Genomic DNA, 25,578 nt, shown 5'->3' on the forward strand with positions numbered 1-25,578 from the left:
CATCGTTCCCGATGGCCACGCCACCCTGGGTGCGCGTGTTTATATCCACATGGACGCAGGAGAAACTGCCATGCCAACACCCGCTTACATCAAGATCATTGGTCAAACTCAAGGCAACATCACTGCTGGCGCATTCACCGCTGAATCCGTCGGCAATGTTTACCAGGAAGGCCATGAAGATGAAATCCTGGTTCAGGAAATCCAGCATCAGGTGACCACGCCTACTGACCCGCAGAACGGCCAACCCACCGGTCAGCGCGTGCACAAGCCGCTCAAGTTCACCAGTTCGCTGAACAAGGCCACGCCTCTGATGTATCAAGCACTGGCCACTGGCGAAATGCTGCCGACCGTTGAAGTCAACTGGTACCGCACTTCAATGGAAGGCAAACAGGAGCACTTCTTCACGACCAAACTCGAAGACGCCACCATCGTCAGCATCAACACCGTGTTACCCCACGCTCAAGACAAGGAGAACGAAAACTACACGCAGCTGATCGAGGTTGCGCTGACCTATCGAAAGATCACTTGGGCGCACGATGTGGCCAATACCGAAGGGTCTGACGACTGGCGCGCACCCGCTGCCTGATATTTACGAATGCTCCGGGTGGGTATACCTGCCCGGACTTTGTATTACTTCAGACGGCGGACAAGGATTGCTTATGCCTAGCCAATCTGATTTGCGTTACAGCTTCCAGCCCTTAGTTGGAAAAGCTGAATTCGAAGTGGTGTCGTTCGAACTCCGAGAGGGGATCAGCATGCCCTTCGAGCTGGAGCTGAAACTCATCAGCTTCGAAAACGATATCGACTTCGGCCACCTGCTCGACAAGCCCGTACTTTTTACCATCTGGGACGGCGAACGCCCGGTGCGCTACGTGCACGGCCTGGTCAGCCGATTCAGCCAGGCTGAAAGTGGCTTCTACCGCACCTACTATCACGCGCTGGTCGAGCCCCAGCTGGCCCGGGCCGACCTGCGCTCGAACTGGCGCATCTTCCAGCAAAAGACTGTCCCACAAATTCTCGAGCTGATGCTCCAGCGCCAGGGCATCAACCAGTACGAACTGCGCGCCAGCATGGACCATCAGGTCCGCGAGTTCTGCGTTCAGGCCGGTGAGACGGACCTGGCGTTCATCGCCCGCCTGGCTGCTGAAGAAGGCTTCGTCTACCGCTTTGCGCACAGTGAAAAGCTGCACAAGCTGATCATTACCGATCGGCTGCAATCATTCGGGCTGATCAGCCATGGGACCATCAAGGCCGAGGATGACGACGAGGGCTTCTTTGATGCCGACGCGCCTGTAGACCCTGACAGCGTGCTGTATCAAGCCACCGGCGGTGGCGATCAAGCCATGCCGTGCCTCCGCCGCTTGCGCTACAGCGAACAGGTGCGCACCGCTCGCCAGGTTCAGCGCGACTACACCTTTACCAACCCGGCCTACCGCCAGGAACACAGAGCTGCCGGGCCCTTCCTGGAGCATCAGTCCAAAGAGTACGAATTCTTCGATTACCCAGGCCGTTACAAACGCGATGCGGTAGGCAAGCCGTTCACTGAAAACCGCATCACTGCGCTGCGCCACGATGTGCGTATTGCCGAGGTTGAGGGTGACGATGTTCGCCTGCAACCGGGCCTGAGCTTCACCCTGACAGGTCACCCACGTGACGACCTCAACGCGCATTGGCGGGTGAACACGGTTACCCACAAAGGCAAACAATTCACCAGCCTGCAGGAAGAAGCCGCTGGCGCAGATGTAAGCACGCACTACGAGCAGACCGCCGTGCTGGTCCCCGGTCGGACCGAATGGCGCCCTGCCCCACTATCAAAACCACGCGTTGATGGCCCGCACATGGCGACCGTGGTCGGCCCGAAGGGAGAAGAGATCTATTGCGATGAGTGGGGCCGGGTGAAGGTCAGCTTTCCCTGGGACCGTGAAAGCCAGAACAACGAGTTCAGCTCCTGCTGGGTGCGTGTGTCGCAAGGCTGGGCCGGTGGCAGCTGGGGCGCGATGGCGATCCCGCGCATCGGCCAGGACGTGATCATCCAGTACGTCAACGGTGACCCCGACCAGCCGATGATTACCGGGCGTACCTACTGTGGTGATCAGCTCCCGCCCTACGATCTGCCCGACCACAAGACCCGCATGACCATCAAGAGCCAGACCCACAAGGGTGATGGTTTCAATGAACTGCGCTTTGAGGACGAACTGGGCAAGGAAGAGGTGTTCATCCATGCCCAGAAGGACCAGAACACCCAGGTCAACAACAACCAGTCTCTCACCGTCGGTGTTGATCGCACCCAGAGCATTGGCCAGGACGAGTCCGTTGCCATCGGCCGCAATCGCCTGCGCGTGGTGAAAGCCAATGACACCCTGAAAGTCGGCGGCGGCAAAAACGACCTCATCGCCGGCGACTACGAGATCGAAGCAGGCAACACCCTGCGACTCAAGTGCGGCAAGACACTGATCGAGATGCAGGCCAACGGCACGCTCAATATCACCTGCGAGACCTTCAACCTCACCGGGCAACAGACCGGACAGATCAACACGCCCGCAGCGAAGCTCGACCTCAACCCTGAGGGCGGAGCGGCGGGTGCCGCAGCGGATGGACGCGATAGCAGTGCACTGAAAGCCGATGTGGATGGGCATTTCAAGTAGCTGCTTGCACTTGCCCGTACGTAAAGACCTCCTGAAAGGACTCCCGCAATGACGGAATACCTGACTCACGACCTGATCCTCAATCTAGGCGAGGAAGCACCTGAAGACCTCACGCTCAACATGCTGCGCTTTCGTGCCCGAGACACCACGTTGGTAATGGCGCGCAGCCCCGTCGCCAATGACAAGACCCTGGACCAAGCCATCGATGACCAACTGCGGATGCTGCGAAAAAAGTCCGGGGCAATGACCATCACACCCACGAAGATCGCGCGTTTGGGGGGCGGTGAACACTCCGTCGAAGCCCGCGAAATGGCCATTGAATTCAAGGTGGGGGACAAGCCCAATTTCCAGCTCCAGGCCGCCTGCATGATTCCAGGTCAGCACCGGCTGCTGGTGATCAACTACAGCAAGCCAAGCCCTTTGAGCAGCGACGACATCGAGCACTGGCGCGCAATCAAACAAAAGCTCCGGTTCACCTGACCCCTTCACCACCCAGGTCAACCTCATTCAGAACTTTTGGAGCTTGTAAGCCATGGCGCAGATCGTTCACGCCGCCCGCATGGGCGATGAAATATTGCATCCGTCCCTGATCGCCGAAATGGTCAGTGCAGTTGCAGAGGCCGTCATTTATGCCGCAGCCACCGCCGCCGTGGCTGCCGCTATCAGCCTGGCCGTTGTCGGTACTGTCGCGACGGGGGGCGCAGCTGGCATCGCCATCGCCGCCGTTGCGGGAGTTGCGGTCGGTGCGATGAGCACCCTTTCGGTCGGTGAAGACCAGACTGTCGGCGATGCCATCTCCCGCTTTTGCGACAGCCTTGGCAACAGCGTGGATGCACCCGACCCCTATGGAAAGATCGAAAGCGGGTCACACAACGTGTTCGTCAACAGCAAGCCCGCCGCTCGCGCAGCCGGTATTACAGGGCCGCCAGGAGGGGGGGCGGCCGACGCAGAGCAAGCAGAGCCTTCGATTCTGGAGAACGTGGGTTCCATGGCCATGGCGGCGGTGCCCTACCTGTTCCCCGTGGTGGGGCTGGGCATGGCGATACGCGACATCTTCAACCCGCCCGTCACCACGCCAAAGGACCCCGGCGCGGAACCCAAAGAGCAGGACAAGATTTCATGCAGCCGCCACCCGCCTTTGCCCGAAAACCATATTGCGCAAGGGTCGGACAAAGTCTTCATCAACGGCCAGCCTGCGGCGCGATCGGGTGACAAGACCACCTGCGATGCCACGATCGATGTGAATGAGAAGGTATCGCCGAATGTGCGCATTGGCGGCGGGACGGCGACGGTTCGGGATATTCGCAATGGCAAGAGCAAGGTTGCGATGTTTACCGGGATCATTGCGGGGATACTCATTTCACGACGTTTTGGGCGCATCAAAGGTTGTAAATTGGGCAACCCCGTTGCGGTCGCCACGGGTAGCAAGTTCCAGGACGGTCCAGAGGATGTTGATTTCAACTTACCTGGCTTGCTGGGAATCCAATGGGCTCGTAGTTACGACAGTAGAGACTTACGCACCGGCGGCCTGTTCGGAAAGGGCTGGAGTGTTCCTTATGAAGTTGAACTGGTCCGCGTCCCGCATCCTGAAGGCGGCGAGTTGTGGATTTACGTCGATGAAGAAGGCAATCGCCTGGAACTCGGGCGCCTGCGCGCCGGCGATGCCTTTGTCAGTGTTGTGGACGGCTTGGCTTTCTTCCAGTTGGAGGATGGCCAAACAGTTGTCGAGGACATTCATGAGGGGCGCTACAAGGTTTTTGATGTCGACCCGCACGAGCCCAGTCGTTCAAGACTAATCAGGCTGAGCGACCGCAATCTCAATTACATAGATGTGCTTTACGACAAACAAGGTCGCCTTCAAGCACTCTATGACAAGTACGGCCAGACGGTTGTCCAGCTTCACTATGATGCTGCGCATACAAGGCGTGTATGCAAGGTGTCGCGGCTCTTCCTGTCAAATAACGGTGAGCCCGCTATCGAGCGGAACGAGCTGCTGGTCAGCTACGGCTATACCGACAGTGGGCAGTTGCAAGAAGTTCTGGATGCAACGGGCCAGGTGGTGCGTAACTTCGGTTATACCGAAGAGGGCTATCTGAAGCGTCACCAACTGGCCAGCGGCGCCGTCCGCGAGTACGAATGGGCACGCTACACCATTCCTGAAAAACGTCCTACACCAAGACGGGCGGACGGAACACCCTATCGCCTGCCGCCTTTGCTTGAGCCGCAACCTGACCACGAATGGCGGGTGGTTCGTCACTGGGGTAGCGATGGGGAGGAGTACAAGTTCGAGTACAACCTCGAAGAAGGCGAAACCCTCGTAACAGACGGACTGGGACGTATAGACCGCTATTTCTGGGGCCCGCTGTACGACGTTTACAAGCATGTCGATGCACTTGGGAACTGCTGGCAAGCAGAGATCGTCGCCGGCCAGTTGGTCAAACGAACTGATCCACAGGGCGGCGAGTGGGGATACAGCTATGACGATATCGGGCGTCTGATCGAGACACGTGACCCGCTTGGGCGAAGCGAACGCATAAGCTATCTGCGCCACTGGGCTTTGCCCGTTCAGGTCACAGACGGAGCAGGACGTACCCGGCGCTACGGCTACGATGCTCATGGCAATTTGCTGTGGGAGCAGGACCCACTGGGCCGGAGCACACAGTATCAATACAACCCGGAAGGACGTGTTACCCGCGTAACCGATGCCCTCGAAAATACCAAGCACCTGGGTTGGAACACCCGTGGCCAGTTGCTCAGCTATCGCGACTGCAGCAACAACCAGACGCTGTACCACTACGACTTGCATGGCCGCCTGAGCGAAAGCATCAATGCCCGCGGAGAGCAGACCCACTTCCGCTATGACGCTCGCGGCTATCTCATAGAAAGCGAACGACCCGATGGTCGTATCGACCGCTACGAAGTTGATACCGCCGGCCAGCTGACGCGCTACATCGATCCCGCGCAAAAGATCTTGCAGTTTCGCTATGACCGCAGCGGCCGCCTGGTAAAACGCACCGATGCCATGGGGTACAGCGTGAAGTTTCGCTACGACGCCTATGGTCGCCTGCTGCAACTCACCAACGAGAATGAAGAGTCCTACACGTTTGGCTGGGACAAACTTGACCGCCTGGTGGCACAACAAGATCTGGATGGAAGTGGCCGGATATACGAGTACGACACACTCGACGGTGTCACCAGCCTAACCCATGTCCCCTCTTCATACGAACAGCCACCCCTCTCCGGCAACGCCCCGCCGACACGGGCCACTTCGATTCGCCATGATTTCCAACGTGATGCCGTTGGCCGTCTGCTGAGCAAACGCACCGAGGATGGCATCACCGACTACAGCTACGACACCGCCGACAACCTGTTGTCCATCACGTTCACGGACAACCAGGGTGAGCAACAGCAGCTTGATTACACCTATGACGCGAACGGGCAGTTGCTCAGCGAAACCAACAGTGCCGGGCTGCTGCAATACCGCTATGACGAACTGGGCAATCTGCAGACGTTGACACTGCCTGACCAGCGTCAACTGAACTACCTGCACTACGGCAGTGGGCACCTTCATCAGATCAACCTGAACGGCCGGGTCATCAGTGACTTCGAGCGCGATGCGGCGCACGACGAAGTATTGCGCACCCAGGGAAGCCTGATCACACGTACCCGCTATGACCAGAGCGGGCGACTGAGCAGCAAGGCCATTCACTATCGCGATGCTTCGGTTGAAGTGCTGCCGTTGCTGGAGAAGAGTTACCGCTATGACAACAGAGACAACCTGATTGCTGAGGTATTGACCCAGACCCAACGTAGTAGCTTTGGCGACATTGCAGCTGATGACATCGCGCATCTTGAGCAGATTATTGGCCATTTTCATCGTTCACCTAACACAGGCAAGAGCTACACCGGTAGCAACCGTTATGGCTACGACCCGAACGAGCAGCTACAGAGTACTCACCAGTCTCGCCCCAACTGGCGAGCGACACAGGTTGAGGATTTCAAGTACGACAAGGCTGGCAACCTATTCGACGGACCGAAGCTCCACGGCCTGATCAAGCACAACCGTGTGCTGGTCTATCAGGACAAGCGCTACCGCTATGACCGATTTGGGCGTATGTGTGAAAAACGAATCGGCAGCCATCTAGTGCAGCGCTTCGAGTATGACGCCGAGCAGCGGTTGGTATGCGTGGAGCAAGCGCGATACGAGGAGACCGAACGCATTGTGTTCGGCTACGACCCTCTGGGGCGGCGGATCAGCAAGGCGGTGTACAGGCACGGCGAAGCCGAGCCGGTACGCCATACGCTGTTTCACTGGCAGGGGTTGCGGTTACTGCAGGAGGTGCAAAGCGGGCTGCCCAGCCTTTTTGTCCATGCGAGTTTGTACGGCTATGGGCCGTTGGTACGCATAGACGGGAAACCGGGTCAGGAAGACATACAGTATTTCCACACCAACTTGGCCGAGTTGCCCGAGCAGTTGACGGATGAACAGGGCCATACACTCTGGCGCAGTGACTATCAGGGTTCGGGCGCCATACGGGATGAATGGCACAGTCCACGACAAGAGCGTGAGCAGAATCTGAGATACCAAGGGCAATACCTTGACCGAGAGACGGGGCTTCACTACAACACTTTTAGATTCTATGATCCTGATATAGGCAGGTTTACGCAGGTAGACCCCATAGGTTTGGCTGGCGGCATAAATCTTAATATATACGCCCCTAACACACTAACCCATATCGACCCGCTAGGGCTGGCCGTAGAGCAAATTCCATACGGAAGCGGATTAAGTCAAAATGTAATCAACCAAAGAGCTATCGACGGAAACCACACCGCAGCAAAGACAAATTATGCAGCCATCAGATACACTATTAACGACAAGGAGTACGTAGAAGTAATGAGAAATCACGGACCACTCCACTCAGAAGAAAGACTCATCTCAAAATACGCCAACAGGAAAGAGGTGAAAATTATTGAAATATACTCTGAAAGACGACCCTGTACCGGCTGCAATTCTCTTGTGAATCGCTACTCCGCTAAAAACACATACAGCTTCCAATACAGCAGCTCTGGCAGAAGCCTATTGCAGCAAGCCTTGAACAGCATAAAGAAAACCACTTGCCCGTAGGAGAAAAACATGGAGCTTCCTTTCGTGAAATTTCAAGCCCAATACACCAACATGGAAAATGGTGCAATTGATAATTCCGTCGTACTTTCCGACGTACGGAGCAAAGCCTGTCTATTGCCACCCTACAAAAACAACAAAACAGAGTTCTATAATACGCTATACCACATCCCAGCACTGAATAAGCACTTTGCTTTCTTTGGGCACGACTTCACCGGATGTTTCTTTGTCAACAAAGAGGACTCATCCATCGGATACATGTTTGAAAACGACGAGCTGACCAACACTGCATATTGCAACTCCACAATAAATCTCTTCATAACCTTTCACAACCTATTTATAAACCTAATAACTAGAATAATTAGCATTGAAATATTAGATACCGACAAGCAGATCGCCACACTTGAAAAGCTTTATTCCGAGATAGACAGGAGAGCCATGGCTGATGAGAATAACTTTTGGGTCATGCGCCTCTATGAGTTATCAGAAGATTTTTTCCCGCTGGATGACTCGAGAATAAAGCTCTACCAATCATTATAGCAAGCACAACTAGCAATCTCACACACGGGCAAGTTCGGGGACAAGGCAGTACTTCATAGAGAACTTTTAAACACGAATAGTGTATATGCGAATGGCTCACGCGGAATTTTGGCTCAAGGCGGTGCGACCCCAGACATCGCCGAAAATGGCGCACGACTTTGGGGAATGCAGCCAACAAAACTAGCTCAACCTGACAACCCAGGAAAAACTCTAGCGGAAACAGATGGCAATTACCATGCTGGAAAACATATACATGGGAAATACAACGACAAACAAATATACCAAATTTTACGAAACGCAAAAAAGAAAGGAATCAACTCTATCCGCATCTTGATGCGACATCACAAGACGCATGGAGACAGGGCGATGGAAAAACTTTTACGCATGCGGTGGATAATGAAAATTACAGCCCCCTTCCTACAGAGCCAAATATTAACCCTAAAAGACGAATTTGATCAATACACCACAATGGTCAGACCTACACTTGAAGCATGCAAACTACACGTTACCGAATGGCGACTCTCACTTGGCAAATCCCTAGAATTAATACCGTTTGAACTTATAATCCCCAGCATACTTAATACAAAATTTCGAGCAATTAGCAAACCCACAAAATCAGACTTGAGATCAAAGAACCTAATGAAGTACGGGCTTGACGCTACCGGAGAACCTATCCTATCAATAGGCCGCCTGGACAAGAATATTGATAAATTTGGCGAAATTGTGAGATTCAAATATGACGACCTGATATTAAACTGTCAAATCTTTCCAGTAGACCACAAAAAGGATAGACTCTCATCTATCACCAAAATAATTCACCAAGAAAACATACAATACTATATAACTATAAACCCACCACACAACTGGAGCATTAGAACAAACCTAATCAAACAAGACAAAATACATAGAAGCACGATCATGGCCGCAACTTGGCATCATCAATTAGATTATGATTTTATTTATAACACCGTAGAAAATCTCGAGAAGATCGTCGTCGGAAATCATATACATTGGTCACCCCTATGAAAACTCCGAACAAGTTAGCCCGAGCGCTCAATGAGCAATATATTGACGCCTTAGCGCCGATTTCTCTGACGTCAATTGCCTCAAAGCCAAGGCTTTGCCCTGGTTCGCGGGTACCACAGGCGCACCTCACCCTACAGCGCTCAATAACTGCCGACGCGCCATCGACAGATTCGACAGCGCAAACAATGTCGTCAGTTGCGTCGTATTCTTGGCCAAGCGGCGATAGCGAGACCGAGTATGACGACGAAGGGTTCTACGAAGATAGCGACGGTCAACTCTAGGTTTCATAGCAAAGCGGCGACAGGCTACCAAGTGACGACCTCAACGTATTGGCGGGTGAACCCGGTTGCACACAAAGGCAAACAACTCACCAGCCTGCAGGAAGAAGCCGCCGGCGCAGATGTAAGCACGCGCTACTAACAGACGGCCGTGCTGGTCCCCGGCCGGACCGAATGGCGCCCTGCCCCACTGCCAAAACTACGCGTTGACGGTCCGCACATAGCTACCGTGGTCGGCCCGAAGGGAGAAGAGATCTATTGCGATGAGTGGGGCCGAGTAAAGGTCAGCTTTCCCTGGGACCGTGAAAGCCAGAACAACGAGTTTAGCTCCTGTTGGGGCGGGTATCCTAAGGCTAGGCCGGTAGCTGCTAGGGCTTGATGAAGAGCTCGGAGACCACACCCCACACCTCGTCCGAGTATTCGTAACGCTTAGCCATCACAGAATGCCTTTCCGTCGATGCCGGGGAATTCTGCAAAGTTTCAGCGTTCGGGGCGGTGATTGGGTTATTTGGGATTTCGTACAAAGCCTGGAAAGGCCCGAATGCCCATGGATCCTGATGGATCTGACTGAAACGAAAACAGACGCCGAAGCGTCTTTTTTCAATGATTTACAGACTTCCAAAGAACCCTGTAAATCTATATTTGGAGCGGGAAACGAGACTCGAACTCGCGACCCCGACCTTGGCAAGGTCGTGCTCTACCAACTGAGCTATTCCCGCGTCGTGATGGGTGCCATTCTAGCGATTTCTAAAACAGCGTCAACCCCTTGATTCAAAAAAACTTTTATTTCTGCTCAGAGCCTTCGCGCAGGTGCGGCCAGGCGGCCAGCAGGTAGTGCACCATCGACCACAGTGTCAGCCCCGCCGCCACCAGCAGCAGCGCGTAGCCGAGGATTACCCAGAAGGTCACCGCTGGCGGGTTGCCCAGCAGGATCACCAGCGCCAGCATCTGCGCCGCGGTTTTCCACTTGCCAAGGTTGGACACCGCCACATGCGCGCGCGCGCCCAGCTCGGCCATCCACTCGCGCAGCGCCGAAACCACGATCTCGCGGCCGATGATCACCGCGGCCGGCAGGGTCAGCCAGAAGTTGGCGTGGGTCTGCACCAGCAGCACCAGGGCCACCGCCACCATCAGCTTGTCGGCCACAGGGTCGAGGAAGGCACCGAACGGCGTGCTCTGCTGCAGGCGGCGCGCCAGGTAGCCGTCCAGCCAGTCGGTGGCGGCGGCAACGGCGAACACGCTGCTGGCGGCCATGTAGCTCCAGTGGTAGGGCATATAGAACAGCAGGATGAAGATCGGGATGAGCAGGACGCGTAGAACGGTGAGCAGGTTTGGAATATTCATCGGTACGACTGGCCGCAAGTTGAGCCCGCATTCTACTCGCTATGCAGGCTGGCATAAATCGACTCGGCAAGCTTTTTACTGATGCCGGGTGCTTTGGCGATTTCATCGACACTGGCGCGGTTGAGCTCCTGCAGACCGCCGAAATGTTTCAGCAGGTCGCGCCGGCGCTTGGGCCCTACCCCGGCCACATCCTCCAGGCTGGACACCCGGCGGGCCTTGCCGCGGCGGGCGCGGTGGCCGGTGATGGCGAAACGGTGGGCCTCGTCGCGGATCTGCTGGATCAGGTGCAAGGCCGGTGAGTCGCCCTTGAGGGTGAACTCATGGTGCACGTCGTTCAGGTACAGGGTTTCGAAACCGGCCTTGCGCGTCACGCCCTTGGCCACGCCAAGCAGGGTCAGGTCGCTGAAGCCAAGCTCCTGCATCACGTCACGGGCCATGTTCAGCTGGCCTTTGCCGCCGTCCACCAGCAGCACGTCGGGCAGCTTGCCCTCGCCATCCTTGATGCGCCCGTATCGGCGGGTCAGGGCCTGGTGCATGGCGGCGTAGTCGTCACCAGCGGTGACGCCTTCGATGTTGAAGCGGCGGTAGTCGGACTTGAGCGGGCCTTCGGGGCCGAACACCACGCAGCTGGCCACGGTGGCTTCGCCGCTGGAATGGCTGATGTCGTAGCACTCCAGGCGCTGCGGCACCTCGTCCAGGCCCAGCACCTCGGCCAGGGCCTCGAAACGTGCGGCCATGTGCTGGCGGTTGGCCAGGCGCGCATTGAGCGCCTGCTCGGCGTTGGTCACCGCCAGCTGCTGCCAGCGGGCGCGGGTACCGCGTACCCGGTGGCTGATGGTCAACTCGCGGCCGCGCAGGGTCTGCAGGGCTTCGCTGATGGCGGCGAAGTCTTCGTGCACCACGTTGACGATCAGTTCGCCCGGCAATTCGCGCTCGGCATTGCCCAGGTAATACTGGGAGAGGAAAGCGGCCATCACTTCGGCCACCTCCTCCTCGATGCCCACCTGCGGGAAGAAGTTCTTGCTGCCCAGCACCCGCCCGCCACGCACGCTGATCAGGTGCACGCAGGCGCCACCGGGGTTGACGAAGGCGGCGATAACGTCGACGTCGCCGCTGCCGCCTTCGATGTACTGCTGGTCCTGGACGCGGCGCAGCAAGGCGATCTGATCGCGCAGCTCGGCGGCCTTCTCGAAATTGAGGGCCATGGCGGCCTTCTCCATCTCGGCATTGAGCTCGTTGCCCAGTTGCTGGCTACGCCCTTCGAGGAACATCACCGAGTGGCGCACGTCCTCGGCATATTCCTCGGCGGTCACCAGGCCCGTGCAGGGCCCTTTGCAGCGTTTGATCTGGTACTGCAGGCATGGCCGGGTGCGGTTGGCGTAGTAGCTGTCTTCGCACTGGCGCACCGAAAAGGCCTTTTGCAGCAGGCTGAGGCTTTCGCGAATGGCGCCTGCGCTGGGGTACGGGCCAAAGTAGCGGCCCTTGGCCTTCTTTGCCCCACGGTGAATGCCCAGCCGCGGAAACTCGCCGTCGGAAAGGAACACGTAGGGGTAGGATTTGTCATCGCGCAGCAGGATGTTGTACGGCGGCCGCCACTCCTTGATCAGGTTCTGCTCCAGCAGCAGCGCCTCGGTTTCGTTGGCGGTGATGGTGGTTTCGACCTGGGCGATGCGGGCCACCAGCGCGGCGGTCTTGGGCGCCAGGCCGGTCTTGCGGAAATAGCTGGCCAGGCGCTTCTTGAGGTTCTTGGCCTTGCCCACATAAAGCAGCCGGGCTTCGCCGTCGAACATCCGGTAGACGCCCGGGCGACCACTGCAGGTAGCCAGGAATGCGCTGGCATCGAAAACTTGGGACATGAGGTTTTACAGGCTTGCGTCGACCATGCCGTGGCGAACGGCCAGCAAGGTCAGTTCGACGTCGCTGGTGACCGAGAGTTTTTCAAAGATCCGATAACGGTAAGTATTGACGGTCTTGGGCGAGAGGCACAACTTGTCGGAGATGATCTGCACTTTCTGGCAGCCGACGATCATCAGGGCAATCTGGATTTCCCGCTCCGACAAGGCATCGAACGGCGAGCCCTGTGGCTGGAATGGCTTCAGCGCCATCTGCTGGGCAATCTGCGGGCTGATGTAGCGCTGGCCGGCGAAGGCCAGGCGGATGGCCTGGACCATTTCGTCAAGGCCGGCGCCCTTGGTCAGGTAGCCAGCAGCGCCGGCCTGCAACAGGCGCGTGGGGAACGGGTCTTCCTCGCACACGGTCACGGCAACCACCTTGATGTCCGGGTGGCTGCGCAGCAGCTTGCGGGTGGCCTCCAGGCCGCCGATGCCGGGCATTTTCACATCCATCAGCACCACATCCGGCTTCAGTTCACGGGCCAGCCTGAGTGCCGACTCGCCCGAATCGCCCTCACCCACCACCTGCAGGCCATCGATGTCGGCCAGCATGCGTGTAATACCGGTTCGTACCAGATCGTGATCGTCGACCACTAAGACCCTAATCAAGCACACACCTCGTCAGCAGGGCGATTGGATCCCGCCACCTTAACAAAATTTTTCACGGCGGACCTAACGCATTCCTTCCGTAAGAAACCCCTGACGTTCAACCGTAAGCGGCCTCACTGTCTGCCGGGATTTGTCGTTGTTGGTCAAACGCCGCAACAAGTGCCAGAGTGCCGCCTGATCGTCGAACGACAACTGCCGGAAAGCCCCCAGCAAACCGGACTCATCGGCGCTCAGCCCCTCGAGCGGTGCCGGGGTGCGGATACCGCTGAGCACATAGAGTGCATCCACGCCCCGGGTTGCCAATGCCGCCAGGTAATCGACCCGCGGCGAGCGTTCACCACTCTCGTATTTGCCCTGGGCATTGGGTTCGACCCCACCGATATCGCCAAACACGCGCTGGGTCATCCCCAGACGCTCACGCTCTTCCCGCAGCCGCGGACCGATTCCATTCATGGGGGGCTCCTTATCCCTGATCACACTCATGTACGGCCTACCCACCTGCAGGCAGCCGTGAACGCCTGAGTTCACTATGCCGATGCTCACCAGTCGCGACAAGCCATCATTGAGCTATTAGTCGATCGTGCGCTGCATGCGCACAAAGCATTCGTCCTCACCCATTTCGACGAAGCCGTGGCGCTGGTAGAGCACGCGCGCCGGGTTGCTGCGAAACACCATCAGCCGCAGCAGCGGCAGGTGCCGCTGGCGGGCCCACAGTGCCAACTGCTCCAGCACCCAGCTGCCGACTCCACGCCGACGGTGCTCGGGTAACAGGTGCAACTCGCGGATGAACAGCGCCTGGCGGTCCTGGCTGAGGCTGCAGAAGCCGAGTACCGCGTCGCCTTCGGTCACCAGCCACTGCTCGCGCCAGCCCCAGGCTTCGTCGAAGGCTTCCTCTAGCCACAGCAGGTCATATTCGCGGTAGTACGGCAGCATGGCGCGGCGCGTGAGGTCGCGGGCGAAGGTGCGGTGGGTGTCGTTGGCGGGGGTCAGTTTCAGTGACATCACATTTCATACTCTTCGGTTTGCCAGGCCCGGCCCTATCGCCGGCAAGCCAGCTCCCACAGGTACAGCGATAGCCTTGAAGGCAGCGCAGTACCTGTGGGAGCTGGCTTGCCGGCGATAGGGCCAGTACAACGAACACCAATCATTGGGCGTAGCACACGGGCGAACTGCCGGGCCCACGCCGGTCCAGTTCGTCCTCCAGCCATTCAGCCAACACCCGGGCATTGTTGTGCTCGGTATCCTTGCCCGCATAAAGCAATGTCAGCGTGCCCTTTCCGGCCAGGTCCAGCAGCGGGTACCAGTGCTCGGGGTGGGCCGCCAGCTCTTGCTGGTAACGCTGGGTGAAGCCCGCGAAATCCACTTCACCCTGGTGAAACGCCTTGCGCAACTCATCCGAGGGTGCAACTTCGCGCAACCACTGCCCGTGCAGGTCTTCCTTGCGCTTGTTACGCGGCCACAGACGATCGACCAGCACGCGCTGACCGTCGTCTTGCTCAACCGCATCGTAGACACGCTTGCAGCGAATCATGGGTTTCTCCTGCCACTACCGTCCGTCTTGAGCCTAGATAAATCATTGATCGAGGTCACGGCCGGGTTACGAATTGTTTCTATGCTCAAGGCCTTCGGCACCCTTGCCACACCCCAACCGGAGCCATCATGGCAACCCCTTCACTGGCCAGTCTGCCGCAACTGGCCGAACGCGATGCCCGCCCGCAACTTGCCCACAAGCCCGGGCGTGCCACCCTGGTGTTGTTCTTCGGCCTGTTGCTGGCCGGCATTGCCTACACCGCCTGGAGCCTTAAACAGGATGTGACGGCCAGCGGCACGGTAATCACCACAGTCACACCATTCCTGCTGCTGGGCCTGGCGTTGCTGATTGCCCTGGGCTTCGAGTTCGTCAATGGCTTCCATGACACCGCCAACGCAGTGGCCACCGTCATCTACACCCACTCGTTGCCTGCCCCCGTCGCCGTGGTCTGGTCCGGGCTGTGCAACTTCCTCGGCGTGCTGCTTTCCAGTGGCGCGGTGGCGTTCGGCATCATCGCCCTGCTGCCGGTGGAGCTGATTCTGCAGGTCGGCTCCTCGGCCGGTTTCGCCATGGTCTTCGCCCTGCTGCTGGCAGCGATCATCTGGAACCTCGGCACCTGGTGGCTGGGCCTGCCGGCCTCATCCTCGCACACCCTGATCGGTTCGATCATCGGCGTGGGCGTGGCCAATGCCCTGATGCATGGGCGCGACGGCACCAGTGGCGTGGACTGGGCCCAGGCCAGCAAGGTCGGTTATGCCCTGCTGTTCTCGCCACTGCTCGGCTTTGCCTGTGCCGCCCTCTTGCTGCTGGCACTGCGCGCGCTGGTCAAGCGCAAGGCGCTGTACCAGGCGCCGGAAGGCCAGAGACCGCCACCGTGGTGGATCCGCGGCGTACTGATCCTGACCTGCACCGGGGTGTCCTTTGCTCACGGCTCCAACGACGGCCAGAAAGGCATGGGCCTGATCATGCTGATCCTGGTTGGCACCCTGCCGATGGCTTACGCATTGAACAAGACCATGCCCAATGAACAGGCCCTGCAGTTTTCCGCGGTCGCCGAGGTAACCCGCCAGGCACTGGTGCGCGGCGCCCCGCAAGCAGCACCGGCCGACCCACGCCAGGTGCTGACCACGTTCATTGCCGAGCCCAGGGCCAACCCGCAACTGATACCGGCGCTGGCGGCGCTGACCGGCATGATCGGCGAAGAGGTCAAAGGTTATGGCTCGCTCAAGCGGGTACCGGCCGAAGCCATGGCCAACGTGCGCAACGACATGTACCTGACCAGCGAAGCCATCCGCCTGATCGAGAAGAACCAGCTGGTGGTATTCGATGCAGGTACACGCAGCCAGGTGCTGCTGTTCAAGACCCAGCTGGATGATGCCACCCGCTACATCCCGCTGTGGGTGAAAGTGGCCGTGGCCATCGCACTGGGGCTGGGCACCATGGTCGGCTGGCGGCGCATCGTGGTGACGGTAGGCGAGAAGATCGGCAAGACCCACCTCAGCTATGCCCAGGGGGCTTCGGCCGAAGTGGTGGCAATGTGTACCATTGGTGCGGCGGACATGTTCGGGTTGCCGGTGTCGACTACCCATGTGCTGAGTTCCGGGGTGGCCGGGACCATGGTGGCCAACGGGTCGGGGATTCAGAAGCGCACGCTGGTCAACCTGCTGATGGCCTGGGTGCTGACCTTGCCGGCAGCAATGCTGTTGGCCGGCAGCCTGTACTGGCTGCTGCACCACATTTTCTGAGCCTGAAAACAGTTTCGCCTTCACTGGCCCTATCGCCGGCAAGCCAGCTCCCACAGGAACACCACAGACCTCAAGCCCTGTGCATTCATTACCTGTGGGAGCCGGCTTGCCGGCGATAGGGCCCTTACAGCCAACCTCAACCTGGAATTTTCAGCCCGCGTTGCACGGCCGGCCGCTCGAGGAACGCCGCCAGCACCCGCTGCACTTCCTTGAACTGATCGAAGCCTACCAAATCTCTGGCGTTGTAACGCTCAACCAGGTTACGCACCCACGGGAAAATCGCGATATCGGCAATGCTGTACTCGTCGACCATCCATTCCCGGCCTTTCAGATGCCGGTCCAGAACACCGAGCAGGCGCTTGGACTCGTTGACATAACGGTCCCGCGGGCGCTTGTCCTCGTATTCCTTGCCAGCAAAGAAATGGAAGAATCCGACCTGGCCAAACATCGGCCCGATGCCACCCATCTGGAACATCAGCCACTGCAAGGTCTGGTAACGCTGGGCCGGGTCCTGGCTGAGCAACTGGCCGCTCTTCTCTGCCAGGTACTGCAGGATCGCCCCCGACTCGAACAGCGGCAGCGGCCGGCCGCCAGGGCCATTGGGGTCGAGGATGGCGGGGATCTTGTTGTTGGCGCTGAGCGAGATGAACTCGGGGCTCAGCTGGTCATCGTTGTCGAAGCTGACCTTGTGCGGCTCATAGGCCAGGCCGATCTCTTCGAGCATGATCGACACCTTGACGCCGTTGGGCGTCGGCAACGAATACAGCTGCAGGCGCTCGGGGTGTCTGGCGGGCCACTTGCGGGTAATGGGAAAAGCACTGAGATCGGTCATGATCAACCTGGCCTGGGGAATGAACCTCTCACTCTAGAGACATCCCCGGCCGCTGACCATCACCGACCACTCATCAGCACCAGCGGCTCAGGCCTGGCCGTGGGCCTTGAGCTTGAGCTTTTCGGTATCGACGCGAACGAACACCGAGTCGGCAGTCACTGTCAGCACATCGTCGGCCCAGACTTCGCAGAGCACCCGGGTCTTGCGCCCTACCTCACCTTCCACACGCGCCTTGAGCAACAATTCGACACCCATGGGCGTGGGCTTGAGGTAGTTCAGGCCAAGGCTGCCAGTGACACAGTCGATGCGCGGCAGGCTGCCCGCTTCGCGACCTTCGTTGCGGTAGTGGTAAGCCATTGCCGTCCAGTTGGAGTGGCAGTCGACCAGCATCGCCAGCAGCCCGCCATAGACCAGACCGGGCCAGCCGATGAAGGTGCTGTCGGGCGCGTGCCGGCACACCAGGTGGATGCCGTCGGCGTCCCAATGGCTTTGCAGGTGCAGGCCGCTGGGGTGGGAACAACCGCAGCCGTAGCAAGTGCCGTCGGGTGCGGCGAGGGCCTGGAGGGAAAGGGAGTGGTCGTTCATACGCTTCCTGTGCTTATTGATATGGGGGGGCGCGCAACGCCCCCACATTAAAACAGAAACATCAGGCCGTCTGGGCAACCACCCTGGCGCGCCGCTGGGTCAGCGAAACCAGCAGGATGAACGCGGTCACCCCGGCGGTCATCAGCGTCTCGTAGCGGTAGGCATCGCTGAACAGCATGTAGCCCAGCACCATGACGATGGTGCCGATCACCAGCCAGGTCAGCCATGGGAACAGCCACATCTTCAGCTCCAGCGGCCGCCCTTCGCGCTCGGCACGGGCCCGCATGCGCAGCTGCGAAACGGCAATCACCAGGTACACCAGCAAGGCGATGGCGCCGGTGGTGGACAGCAGGAAGCCGAATACCTTGCCCGGGAACACATAGTTGACGAAGCACCCGGCAAAGCCGGCCAGGGTCGAGAAGATGACCGCCACGGTCGGTACGCCCGAGCCGGAGATACGCTTGGTAACGCTCAGCGCCTGGCCACGGGCGCCCAGCGAATAGAGCATGCGCGACGCAGTGTACAGGCCCGAGTTCATGCAGCTGGTCACGGCCACCAGCACCACGATATCCACCAGCAGCTTGGCGCCCGGCACGTTCAGCACTTCCAGCACGCGCTGGAACGAACCTACCGCTTTGAGGCCCGGGTCGTTCCACGCCACAAGCGACACCACAAGGAAGATCGACGCCAGGTAGAAGATGGCGATGCGGTACACAACAAGGTTGGTAGCGCGGCGGATCTTGTCTTTCGGGTTGGCGGTTTCGTCAGCGGCAATGGTGACGATTTCGGCGCCGAAGAACGAGAAGATGGTGATCAGCACGCCACCGAGCACGGTGCCGAAACCGTTGGGCATGAAGCCGCCGTTGTCCCACAACCGGCTGACCCCGGACACCTCGGCCAGCGGCCAGACGCCGAATACCGCCAGGCTGCAGACCACGATGAAGGCGATGATCGCCACCACCTTGACCAGCGCGAACCAGTACTCGAAGGCACCGAAGTTCTTCACGCTGATCAGGTTGGTACCCGACAGCACCAGCATGATCAGGAAGGCGAACAGCCACGACGGCACGCCAGGGAAGTAGGCATGCAGGATGTCGGCGCCGGCAATGGCCTCGACCGGAATGATCAGTACCCAGAACCACCAGTACAGCCAGCCGATGGTAAAGCCCGCCCAAGGGCCGATGGCTTCGGAGGCATAGGTGGAAAACGAGCCGCTGTTGGGGTTGGCGATGGCCATTTCACCCAGCATGCGCATCACCAGCAAGACCAGCAGGCCAGTCATGGCGTAGGAGATGAGGATGGCCGGGCCGGCGGTGGCGATGGCGTTGGAGGAACCGATGAACAGGCCGGCGCCGATGATGCCGGCGATGGAGATCATGGATACCTGACGGGACGTCAGGCCGTGCTGCAGGGAGCGCTGTTTGTTGTTGTTTGGCGAAGCCATGAAGAACCCTCGAATGGGTCGGCCGCAGCGGGGCGGCTGAAGACTGGAGCAGAATTCTTATAAATTTCTGATGTTCGTTTTTGTTGTTTTGCAGATGCCGGAAGCGGGTACTGACCTCCTCTTCGCACGACCGGTTGTAATCGTTGATCCAGGTCAGTATTAATCTATAGGCCGAGGTCAACAAACGACCTTTTCGAAACACATGATTCCGTTATGGAATGAACTCCTTCCTTTTTTGCTCGGTATTTGCCCGTCATGTCCAAACGCCTGATGCCTTCGACCACCGCCCTTCAGTGCTTCGAAGCGGCCGCCCGCCACCTGAGTTTCACCCGCGCGGCCCAGGAACTGCACCTGACCCAGAGCGCCGTCAGCAAGCAGGTGGCGCAGCTTGAGGACATGCTGTCGCACTCGCTGTTCCAGCGCATTCGCCGGCGCCTGCACCTGACCCCGGCTGGCGCGCTATACCTCACCGAAGTGAACAAGATCCTCACCCAGATCGACATTTCCAGCCGCTACATCCTCAGCTACGGCGACGAGACCGAAGTGCTGCGCATCGCCACCCAGCCCACCTTCGGCGCGCGCTGGCTGGTACCCCGGCTGAAGGGTTTTGGCGACCGCTACCCGCGCATTCACCTGGATATCCGCAATGAGCTGGAGCCGTTCGACCTGGTGCAGGCCAAGGCCGACATTGCGTTTTTCTTCGGCCAGGGCACCTGGCCCGGGGCAACCTGCATCGAACTGTTCAGCGAGGAAGTGGTGCCGGTGTGCAGCCCGCAGCTGCTGGCCAACCACCGGTTCGACAGCGCCCAGGCGCTGACCGAACACCGCCTGTTGCAGTGCGTGTCGCGCCCGGAGGCCTGGCATGAATGGTTCCTGGGGCTGGGGCTGCATAGCCAGAACAGCTACCACGGCCCCCGCTTCGACACGTTCTACCTGTGCATCCGCGCAGCCATTGCCGGCTGCGGCATCGCCCTGATCCCGCGCTACCTGGTGGCCGAAGAGTTGAGCGAGGGCAAGCTGGTGGTGGCCTGGGACCACCCGGTGGCGAGCAATGGCCGGCACTTCATCGCCCATGCCGAGCATGCGGCCGAAGTGCCCAAGGTCAGGGCCTTCGTGCAGTGGATTCGGGAGCGGGTGGCCGAGGGGGATTGATTACTTCCTGCACTGGCCCTATCGCCGGCAAGCCAGCTCCCACAAGTACTCCACAGCCATCAAGACCTGTGCCGTACCTGTGGGAGCTGGCTTGCCGGCGATAGGGCCGGAATGGCAGATACAAAAACCAGCTAGTTCAAGAATCCAGGGAATGACCGCAATCGAATAATTCGTTTGCGGAATAACCTGCCAACACGCTTGGATAATAAGAAATTCGAACAAAGGTCCGCGTGCCCATGAATCAGGAAAGTATCAGCCAATCCATTGCCATCGTTCACCCGATCACACTTTCCCATGGCCGCAATGCCGAAGTCTGGGACACCGACGGCAAACGTTACATCGACTTCGTCGGCGGTATCGGTGTACTCAACCTGGGCCACTGCAACCCGGCCGTGGTCGAGGCGATCCAGGCCCAGGCCGCTCGCCTGACCCACTACGCCTTCAACGCAGCCCCCCACGGCCCATACCTGGCGCTGATGGAACAACTGAGCCAATTCGTACCGGTCAGCTACCCATTGGCCGGCATGCTCACCAACAGCGGCGCGGAAGCTGCGGAAAACGCCCTGAAAGTGGCCCGCGTTGCCACCGGCAAACGCGCCATCATCGCCTTCGACGGCGGCTTCCACGGTCGCACCCTGGCCACCCTGAACCTCAACGGCAAGGTCGCCCCGTACAAGCAGCGGGTCGGTGAATTGCCGGGGCCGGTGTACCACCTGCCCTACCCCAGCGCCGACACCGGGGTTACCTGCGAACAGGCCCTCAAGGCCATGGACCGCCTGTTCAGCGTCGAGCTGGCAGTGGAAGACGTGTCGGCGTTCATCTTCGAGCCGGTGCAGGGCGAAGGCGGCTTCCTCGCCCTTGACCCAGCCTTCGCCCAGGCCCTGCGCCGCTTCTGCGACGAGCACGGCATCCTGATCATCATCGACGAGATCCAGTCAGGTTTCGGCCGCACAGGCCAGCGCTTCGCCTTCCCGCGCTTAGGGCTCGAGCCCGACCTGCTGCTGTTGGCCAAGAGCATTGCTGGCGGCATGCCGCTGGGTGCGGTGGTCGGGCGCAAGGAGTTGATGGCAGCGCTGCCCAAGGGCGGCCTGGGTGGCACCTATTCAGGCAACCCGATCGCCTGTGCGGCAGCCCTGGCCAGCCTGGCGCAGATGACCGACGAGAACATCGCTACCTGGGGTGAGCGCCAGGAGCAGGCAATCGTGCGCCGCTTCGAGCATTGGAAGGCCTCGGGCCTGAGCCCGTTCATCGGCCGCCTCACCGGCGTCGGCGCCATGCGCGGGATCGAGTTCGTCAATGCCGACGGCAGCCCGGCACCGGCGCAACTGGCCAAGGTGATGGACGCGGCGCGGGCCAAGGGCCTGTTGCTGATGCCCAGCGGCAAGGCGCGGCACATCATCCGCCTGCTGGCACCGCTGACCATCGAGGCCGAAGTGCTCGAGGAAGGCCTGGATATCCTCGAGCAGTGCCTGGCCGAGCTGAACTGATACTTACAAGCCCAGCTCTGCGGGAGTGAGCATGTCGGACTCGAAGGCAATCCAGCCGCCTTCGAGTTCGGCGTGCCCGTTGACGATCGGGCCGTAGTAGGTCAGGCCGTTCTCCAGGGTCACGCAGATGTGCGTGGCGTTCTTTTCGGGGGCTGCGAGCGTACCGACGAAATGCACCTTCTTCAGCGTTTCGGTCACCGCTTCCAGGCCAACGCGCATATTGGGGTTTTCCGAGGCCTCGGCGTCGCCGCCACGGTCTTCGGCGCTGACGGTGATGGTGGCGATGTACGGGTACTTGGTGCTCAAGCGGGTTACCTCTGTGGGTGTGTAGGCGTATGGGCGCGTAGAGTACGGCAGGTGATCTCCATTGTCTCTACTGGCCTCTTCGCGGGCACGCCCGCTCCCACAGGGATCGCATGTTGCTCAGGTCGTGCACAGCACCTGTGGGAGCGGGCGAGCCCGCGAAGAGGCCGGGCCTGCAAAAGGTGATCTGAATGCCCCGATCTGTTAGGGTGCCCGCCGATGCACGCCACACCACACGAGGATCCCGAGTGAGCGCCGAAGAACCCCTGATCGCCGACCTGTTCGAAGTCGACAAACGCCTGTCCCTCAAGCCCGTGGTGGACTTCAACAGCTACCTGCGCAACGCCTTCGGCGAAGGCCCGTGCCGTTGCCATCGCTGCACCGAAGGGGGCGACCAAGGCACCTACAGCCACGCCCACACCTTCACCTTCGACGGTCGCCAATGGCACCGCCGCTTTGCCAGCACCTCCGGCAGCGACGTCGCCCAGGCCCTGAAAAAGGCCTGGCTTTCGTACACCAAGGCCGATCTCAACCTGGTCGGCGCACTGGACCTGGCCACTCTCAAGACCTTCACCGAAGCCGCCCTGCACACGCGCCTGCTGGCCCTGCTGCCAGCCAGCGGCCTGGCCCGCGAAGTGGATGGCCAGTGGCAGCTGCAAGCCCAGGCCGACTGACGGCCCGGCGGTAAAGCAGGATTCTCCCGTTCTGCTACCGTGGGAGAATCCGCTCATCCGCAGGTAGTCCGCCATGGCCCGTACAACGCCCATCGAGCTGTATCGCAATATCGGTATCGTCGCCCACGTGGACGCCGGCAAGACCACGACCACCGAGCGGATCCTGTTCTACACCGGGGTCAACCACAAGATGGGCGAAGTGCACGATGGTGCCGCGACCATGGACTGGATGGCCCAGGAGCAGGAGCGCGGTATCACCATCACCTCGGCGGCGACCACTGCCTTCTGGCAGGGCTCGACCAAGCAGTTCGCCCACAAGTATCGCTTCAATATCATTGACACCCCGGGCCACGTCGACTTCACCATCGAGGTGGAGCGCTCGCTGCGCGTGCTCGATGGCGCGGTAGTGGTGTTCAGCGGCGCGGACGGGGTCGAACCGCAGTCCGAGACCGTATGGCGCCAGGCCAACAAGTACCACGTGCCCCGCCTGGCCTACATCAACAAGATGGACCGCCAGGGCGCCGACTTCCTGCGCGTGGTCAAGCAGATCGACCAGCGCCTGGGCCACCACCCGGTGCCGATCCAGCTGGCCATCGGCAGTGAAGAGAACTTCATCGGCCAGATCGACCTGGTGAAGATGAAGGCCATCTACTGGAACGATGCCGACCAGGGCACCAGCTACCGCGAAGAAGACATCCCTGCCGAGCTGCAGGCACTGGCCGACGAGTGGCGCGCGCACATGGTCGAGGCAGCGGCCGAGGCCGATGACGAACTGCTCACCAAGTTTCTCGAAGGCGAAGCGTTAAGCATCGAAGAGATCAAGGCCGGCCTGCGCAAACGCACCTTGAACAACGAGATCGTGCCGACCATTCTAGGCTCGTCGTTCAAGAACAAGGGCGTGCCGCTGATGCTCGACGCGGTCATCGACTACCTGCCCGCCCCGTCGGAGATCCCGGCCATCAAGGGCACCGACCCGGATGACGAAGAAAAGCACCTGGAGCGACACGCCGACGACAGCGAGCCGTTCTCGGCCCTGGCATTCAAGATTGCCACCGACCCGTTCGTCGGCACCCTGACCTTCGCCCGGGTCTACTCCGGCGTGCTCAGCTCCGGCAACGCGGTGCTCAACTCGGTAAAGGGCAAGAAGGAACGCATCGGCCGCATGGTGCAGATGCATGCCAACCAGCGGGCTGAAATCAAGGATGTGTGCGCCGGCGACATCGCCGCGCTCATCGGCATGAAGGACGTGACCACCGGCGACACCCTGTGCGACATGGACAAGCCGATCATTCTCGAGCGCATGGACTTCCCCGACCCGGTAATTTCCGTGGCAGTGGAACCAAAGACCAAGGCCGATCAGGAAAAAATGGGCATCGCCCTCGGCAAGCTCGCCCAGGAGGACCCGTCATTCCGCGTGCGCACCGACGAGGAGACCGGCCAGACCATCATCTCGGGCATGGGCGAGTTGCACCTGGACATCATCGTCGACCGCATGCGCCGCGAGTTCAACGTCGAGGCCAACATCGGCAAGCCACAGGTGGCCTACCGAGAGAAAATCCGCAACACCTGCGAGATCGAGGGCCGCTTCGTCCGCCAGTCCGGCGGCCGGGGCCAATACGGCCACTGCTGGATCCGCTTCGCCCCCGGTGACGAGGGCAAGGAGGGCCTGGAGTTCATCAACGAGATCGTTGGCGGCGTGGTACCACGCGAATACATCCCGGCTATCCAGAAAGGCATCGAGGAGCAGATGAAGAACGGCGTGCTGGCCGGCTACCCGCTGATCAACCTGAAGGCGGCGGTGTACGACGGCTCGTACCACGATGTCGACTCGAACGAAATGGCCTACAAGATTGCCGCCTCGATGGCCACCAAGCAGCTGTCGCAGAAAGGTGGGGCGGTGTTGCTGGAGCCGGTGATGAAGGTGGAGGTGGTGACCCCGGAGGAGTACCAGGGTGACATCCTCGGCGACCTGAGCCGGCGCCGCGGGATGATCCAGGACGGTGACGAAACACCGGCCGGCAAGGTGATCCGTGCCGAGGTGCCGCTGGGCGAGATGTTCGGCTATGCCACCTCGATGCGCTCCATGACACAGGGCCGGGCCAGCTTCTCGATGGAGTTCACCCGTTATGCCGAGGCACCGGCGAGCATTGCCGATGCCATCGTCAAGAAGAACCGCGGGGAGTGATTCGTTCGCCTGTGCTGCCCTCTTCGCGGCTATAGCCGCTCTCATAGAACAACACATGACTCATTGGTTCGGCGAGGTTCTGTAGGAGCAGCCTTGTGCTGCGAAGAGGCCGGTACTGATAAAGCCTGTCTGTTGCTTGTACCAGCCTCTTCGCAGCACAAGGCTGCTCCTACAAAGGCCGCGT

General features: G+C 59.6%; 21 protein-coding genes, 1 tRNA gene and 2 pseudogenes. 12 read left to right on the forward strand and 12 right to left on the reverse strand.

Going from position 1 to position 25,578, the window contains the following annotated elements:
- The first annotated feature begins 70 nt into the window (after positions 1-70).
- The 6 genes from GEV38_RS18140 to GEV38_RS18165 all read left to right on the forward strand — a co-directional run bounded on the left by GEV38_RS18140 (position 71) and on the right by GEV38_RS18165 (position 9,333).
- Positions 71-586, forward strand: coding sequence for an Hcp family type VI secretion system effector (locus GEV38_RS18140; protein WP_173895909.1), 516 nt, complete (start codon positions 71-73; stop codon positions 584-586).
- 73 nt (positions 587-659) lie between these two features.
- Positions 660-2,645 carry a type VI secretion system Vgr family protein gene (locus GEV38_RS18145; RefSeq protein WP_054572462.1) on the forward strand — a complete coding sequence of 662 codons (1,986 nt, stop codon included), beginning with the start codon at positions 660-662 and terminating at the stop codon, positions 2,643-2,645.
- Positions 2,646-2,693: 48 nt separating this feature from the next.
- On the forward strand, positions 2,694-3,125 hold the full coding sequence (locus GEV38_RS18150; RefSeq protein ID WP_054572461.1) for a DcrB-related protein: 432 nt from the start codon (positions 2,694-2,696) through the stop codon (positions 3,123-3,125).
- Positions 3,126-3,177: 52 nt separating this feature from the next.
- Positions 3,178-7,770, forward strand: a complete 4,593-nt coding sequence (locus tag GEV38_RS18155; protein WP_081013946.1) for an RHS repeat-associated core domain-containing protein — start codon at positions 3,178-3,180, stop codon at positions 7,768-7,770.
- A gap of 9 nt (positions 7,771-7,779) precedes the next feature.
- On the forward strand, positions 7,780-8,307 hold the full coding sequence (locus GEV38_RS18160; protein WP_015271034.1) for a hypothetical protein: 528 nt from the start codon (positions 7,780-7,782) through the stop codon (positions 8,305-8,307).
- 165 nt (positions 8,308-8,472) lie between these two features.
- On the forward strand, positions 8,473-9,333 hold the full coding sequence (locus GEV38_RS18165; protein WP_137188563.1) for a hypothetical protein: 861 nt from the start codon (positions 8,473-8,475) through the stop codon (positions 9,331-9,333).
- A gap of 126 nt (positions 9,334-9,459) precedes the next feature.
- Here the strand turns inward: GEV38_RS18165 and GEV38_RS28065 are convergent.
- Positions 9,460-9,573, reverse strand: a pseudogene (locus GEV38_RS28065) (IS5/IS1182 family transposase); the annotation flags it as partial.
- A 68-nt stretch (positions 9,574-9,641) separates the two neighbouring features.
- Here GEV38_RS28065 and GEV38_RS27925 point away from each other — a divergent pair.
- Positions 9,642-9,948, forward strand: a pseudogene (locus GEV38_RS27925) (type VI secretion system tip protein VgrG); the annotation flags it as partial.
- A gap of 306 nt (positions 9,949-10,254) precedes the next feature.
- Here GEV38_RS27925 and GEV38_RS18170 read toward each other — a convergent pair.
- From GEV38_RS18170 to GEV38_RS18200, 7 genes are all read right to left on the reverse strand, one after another.
- Positions 10,255-10,330: transfer RNA gene (locus GEV38_RS18170), tRNA-Gly, on the reverse strand.
- A 64-nt stretch (positions 10,331-10,394) separates the two neighbouring features.
- The gene (gene pgsA, locus GEV38_RS18175; RefSeq protein ID WP_039613116.1) at positions 10,395-10,955 is read right to left on the reverse strand and encodes a CDP-diacylglycerol--glycerol-3-phosphate 3-phosphatidyltransferase; all 561 of its coding nucleotides are present in this window, start codon (positions 10,953-10,955) and stop codon (positions 10,395-10,397) included.
- Positions 10,956-10,987: 32 nt separating this feature from the next.
- Positions 10,988-12,811 carry an excinuclease ABC subunit UvrC gene (gene uvrC / locus GEV38_RS18180; protein WP_013973365.1) on the reverse strand — a complete coding sequence of 608 codons (1,824 nt, stop codon included), beginning with the start codon at positions 12,809-12,811 and terminating at the stop codon, positions 10,988-10,990.
- 6 nt (positions 12,812-12,817) lie between these two features.
- A complete protein-coding gene (gene uvrY / locus GEV38_RS18185; protein ID WP_015271036.1) occupies positions 12,818-13,456 on the reverse strand; it encodes a UvrY/SirA/GacA family response regulator transcription factor in 639 nt (212 codons plus the stop codon).
- A gap of 63 nt (positions 13,457-13,519) precedes the next feature.
- Positions 13,520-13,909, reverse strand: a complete 390-nt coding sequence (locus GEV38_RS18190) for a helix-turn-helix domain-containing protein (RefSeq protein ID WP_054572496.1) — start codon at positions 13,907-13,909, stop codon at positions 13,520-13,522.
- A 117-nt stretch (positions 13,910-14,026) separates the two neighbouring features.
- The gene (locus tag GEV38_RS18195; RefSeq protein ID WP_015271038.1) at positions 14,027-14,458 is read right to left on the reverse strand and encodes a GNAT family N-acetyltransferase; all 432 of its coding nucleotides are present in this window, start codon (positions 14,456-14,458) and stop codon (positions 14,027-14,029) included.
- 142 nt (positions 14,459-14,600) lie between these two features.
- Positions 14,601-14,987: a DUF488 domain-containing protein gene (locus tag GEV38_RS18200; protein WP_015271039.1), complete on the reverse strand. Its 387-nt coding sequence runs from the start codon at positions 14,985-14,987 to the stop codon at positions 14,601-14,603.
- 128 nt (positions 14,988-15,115) lie between these two features.
- Here GEV38_RS18200 and GEV38_RS18205 point away from each other — a divergent pair, with 128 nt between their 5' ends.
- On the forward strand, positions 15,116-16,732 hold the full coding sequence (locus GEV38_RS18205) for an inorganic phosphate transporter (protein WP_015271040.1): 1,617 nt from the start codon (positions 15,116-15,118) through the stop codon (positions 16,730-16,732).
- A gap of 136 nt (positions 16,733-16,868) precedes the next feature.
- Here GEV38_RS18205 and GEV38_RS18210 read toward each other — a convergent pair whose 3' ends face one another.
- The 3 genes from GEV38_RS18210 to GEV38_RS18220 form a co-directional block, all read right to left on the reverse strand.
- On the reverse strand, positions 16,869-17,564 hold the full coding sequence (locus GEV38_RS18210) for a glutathione S-transferase N-terminal domain-containing protein (RefSeq protein WP_015271041.1): 696 nt from the start codon (positions 17,562-17,564) through the stop codon (positions 16,869-16,871).
- Between the two features lie 87 nt (positions 17,565-17,651).
- Positions 17,652-18,149: a PaaI family thioesterase gene (locus tag GEV38_RS18215; protein ID WP_015271042.1), complete on the reverse strand. Its 498-nt coding sequence runs from the start codon at positions 18,147-18,149 to the stop codon at positions 17,652-17,654.
- Between the two features lie 61 nt (positions 18,150-18,210).
- A complete protein-coding gene (locus GEV38_RS18220) occupies positions 18,211-19,593 on the reverse strand; it encodes an amino acid permease (protein WP_054572495.1) in 1,383 nt (460 codons plus the stop codon).
- Positions 19,594-19,848: 255 nt separating this feature from the next.
- Here GEV38_RS18220 and gcvA point away from each other — a divergent pair, with 255 nt between their 5' ends.
- Positions 19,849-20,745, forward strand: coding sequence for a transcriptional regulator GcvA (gcvA, locus tag GEV38_RS18225; RefSeq protein WP_015271044.1), 897 nt, complete (start codon positions 19,849-19,851; stop codon positions 20,743-20,745).
- Positions 20,746-20,981: 236 nt separating this feature from the next.
- Entirely contained in the window at positions 20,982-22,232 is a 1,251-nt protein-coding gene (locus tag GEV38_RS18230; protein ID WP_015271045.1) for an aspartate aminotransferase family protein, read from the forward strand.
- Between the two features lie 3 nt (positions 22,233-22,235).
- On the opposite strand, the gene GEV38_RS18235 is transcribed toward GEV38_RS18230, so the two are convergent.
- Positions 22,236-22,538, reverse strand: coding sequence for a hypothetical protein (locus tag GEV38_RS18235; RefSeq protein ID WP_015271046.1), 303 nt, complete (start codon positions 22,536-22,538; stop codon positions 22,236-22,238).
- Positions 22,539-22,783: 245 nt separating this feature from the next.
- Between GEV38_RS18235 and GEV38_RS18240 the strand changes: the two genes are divergently transcribed.
- Both GEV38_RS18240 and fusA read left to right on the forward strand, forming a co-directional pair.
- Positions 22,784-23,209: a hypothetical protein gene (locus tag GEV38_RS18240; protein WP_015271047.1), complete on the forward strand. Its 426-nt coding sequence runs from the start codon at positions 22,784-22,786 to the stop codon at positions 23,207-23,209.
- A gap of 73 nt (positions 23,210-23,282) precedes the next feature.
- Positions 23,283-25,394 (forward strand): elongation factor G, encoded by a 2,112-nt coding sequence (gene fusA, locus GEV38_RS18245; RefSeq protein WP_054572494.1) that lies wholly within the window; start codon positions 23,283-23,285, stop codon positions 25,392-25,394.
- Positions 25,395-25,578: the final 184 nt, after the last annotated feature.

This window comes from Pseudomonas sp. 13159349 (assembly GCF_013305685.1).
Lineage (GTDB): Bacteria > Pseudomonadota > Gammaproteobacteria > Pseudomonadales > Pseudomonadaceae > Aquipseudomonas > Aquipseudomonas asiatica.

What these genes read in the sequence shown, in the direction of transcription:
- GEV38_RS18220 (WP_054572495.1), bottom strand. Translation starts at nt 19,593, where the DNA reads ATGGCTTCGCCAAACAACAACAAACAGCGCTCCCTGCAGCACGGCCTG.
- GEV38_RS18205 (WP_015271040.1), top strand. Translation starts at nt 15,116, where the DNA reads ATGGCAACCCCTTCACTGGCCAGTCTGCCGCAACTGGCCGAACGCGAT.
- gcvA (WP_015271044.1), top strand. Translation starts at nt 19,849, where the DNA reads ATGTCCAAACGCCTGATGCCTTCGACCACCGCCCTTCAGTGCTTCGAA.
- uvrC (WP_013973365.1), bottom strand. Translation starts at nt 12,811, where the DNA reads ATGTCCCAAGTTTTCGATGCCAGCGCATTCCTGGCTACCTGCAGTGGT.
- pgsA (WP_039613116.1), bottom strand. Translation starts at nt 10,955, where the DNA reads ATGAATATTCCAAACCTGCTCACCGTTCTACGCGTCCTGCTCATCCCG.
- GEV38_RS18165 (WP_137188563.1), top strand. Translation starts at nt 8,473, where the DNA reads ATGCAGCCAACAAAACTAGCTCAACCTGACAACCCAGGAAAAACTCTA.
- GEV38_RS18150 (WP_054572461.1), top strand. Translation starts at nt 2,694, where the DNA reads ATGACGGAATACCTGACTCACGACCTGATCCTCAATCTAGGCGAGGAA.
- GEV38_RS18190 (WP_054572496.1), bottom strand. Translation starts at nt 13,909, where the DNA reads ATGAATGGAATCGGTCCGCGGCTGCGGGAAGAGCGTGAGCGTCTGGGG.
- fusA (WP_054572494.1), top strand. Translation starts at nt 23,283, where the DNA reads ATGGCCCGTACAACGCCCATCGAGCTGTATCGCAATATCGGTATCGTC.
- GEV38_RS18155 (WP_081013946.1), top strand. Translation starts at nt 3,178, where the DNA reads ATGGCGCAGATCGTTCACGCCGCCCGCATGGGCGATGAAATATTGCAT.
- GEV38_RS18210 (WP_015271041.1), bottom strand. Translation starts at nt 17,564, where the DNA reads ATGACCGATCTCAGTGCTTTTCCCATTACCCGCAAGTGGCCCGCCAGA.
- GEV38_RS18195 (WP_015271038.1), bottom strand. Translation starts at nt 14,458, where the DNA reads ATGTCACTGAAACTGACCCCCGCCAACGACACCCACCGCACCTTCGCC.
- GEV38_RS18215 (WP_015271042.1), bottom strand. Translation starts at nt 18,149, where the DNA reads ATGAACGACCACTCCCTTTCCCTCCAGGCCCTCGCCGCACCCGACGGC.
- GEV38_RS18145 (WP_054572462.1), top strand. Translation starts at nt 660, where the DNA reads ATGCCTAGCCAATCTGATTTGCGTTACAGCTTCCAGCCCTTAGTTGGA.
- GEV38_RS18140 (WP_173895909.1), top strand. Translation starts at nt 71, where the DNA reads ATGCCAACACCCGCTTACATCAAGATCATTGGTCAAACTCAAGGCAAC.
- GEV38_RS18200 (WP_015271039.1), bottom strand. Translation starts at nt 14,987, where the DNA reads ATGATTCGCTGCAAGCGTGTCTACGATGCGGTTGAGCAAGACGACGGT.
- GEV38_RS18230 (WP_015271045.1), top strand. Translation starts at nt 20,982, where the DNA reads ATGAATCAGGAAAGTATCAGCCAATCCATTGCCATCGTTCACCCGATC.
- GEV38_RS18160 (WP_015271034.1), top strand. Translation starts at nt 7,780, where the DNA reads ATGGAGCTTCCTTTCGTGAAATTTCAAGCCCAATACACCAACATGGAA.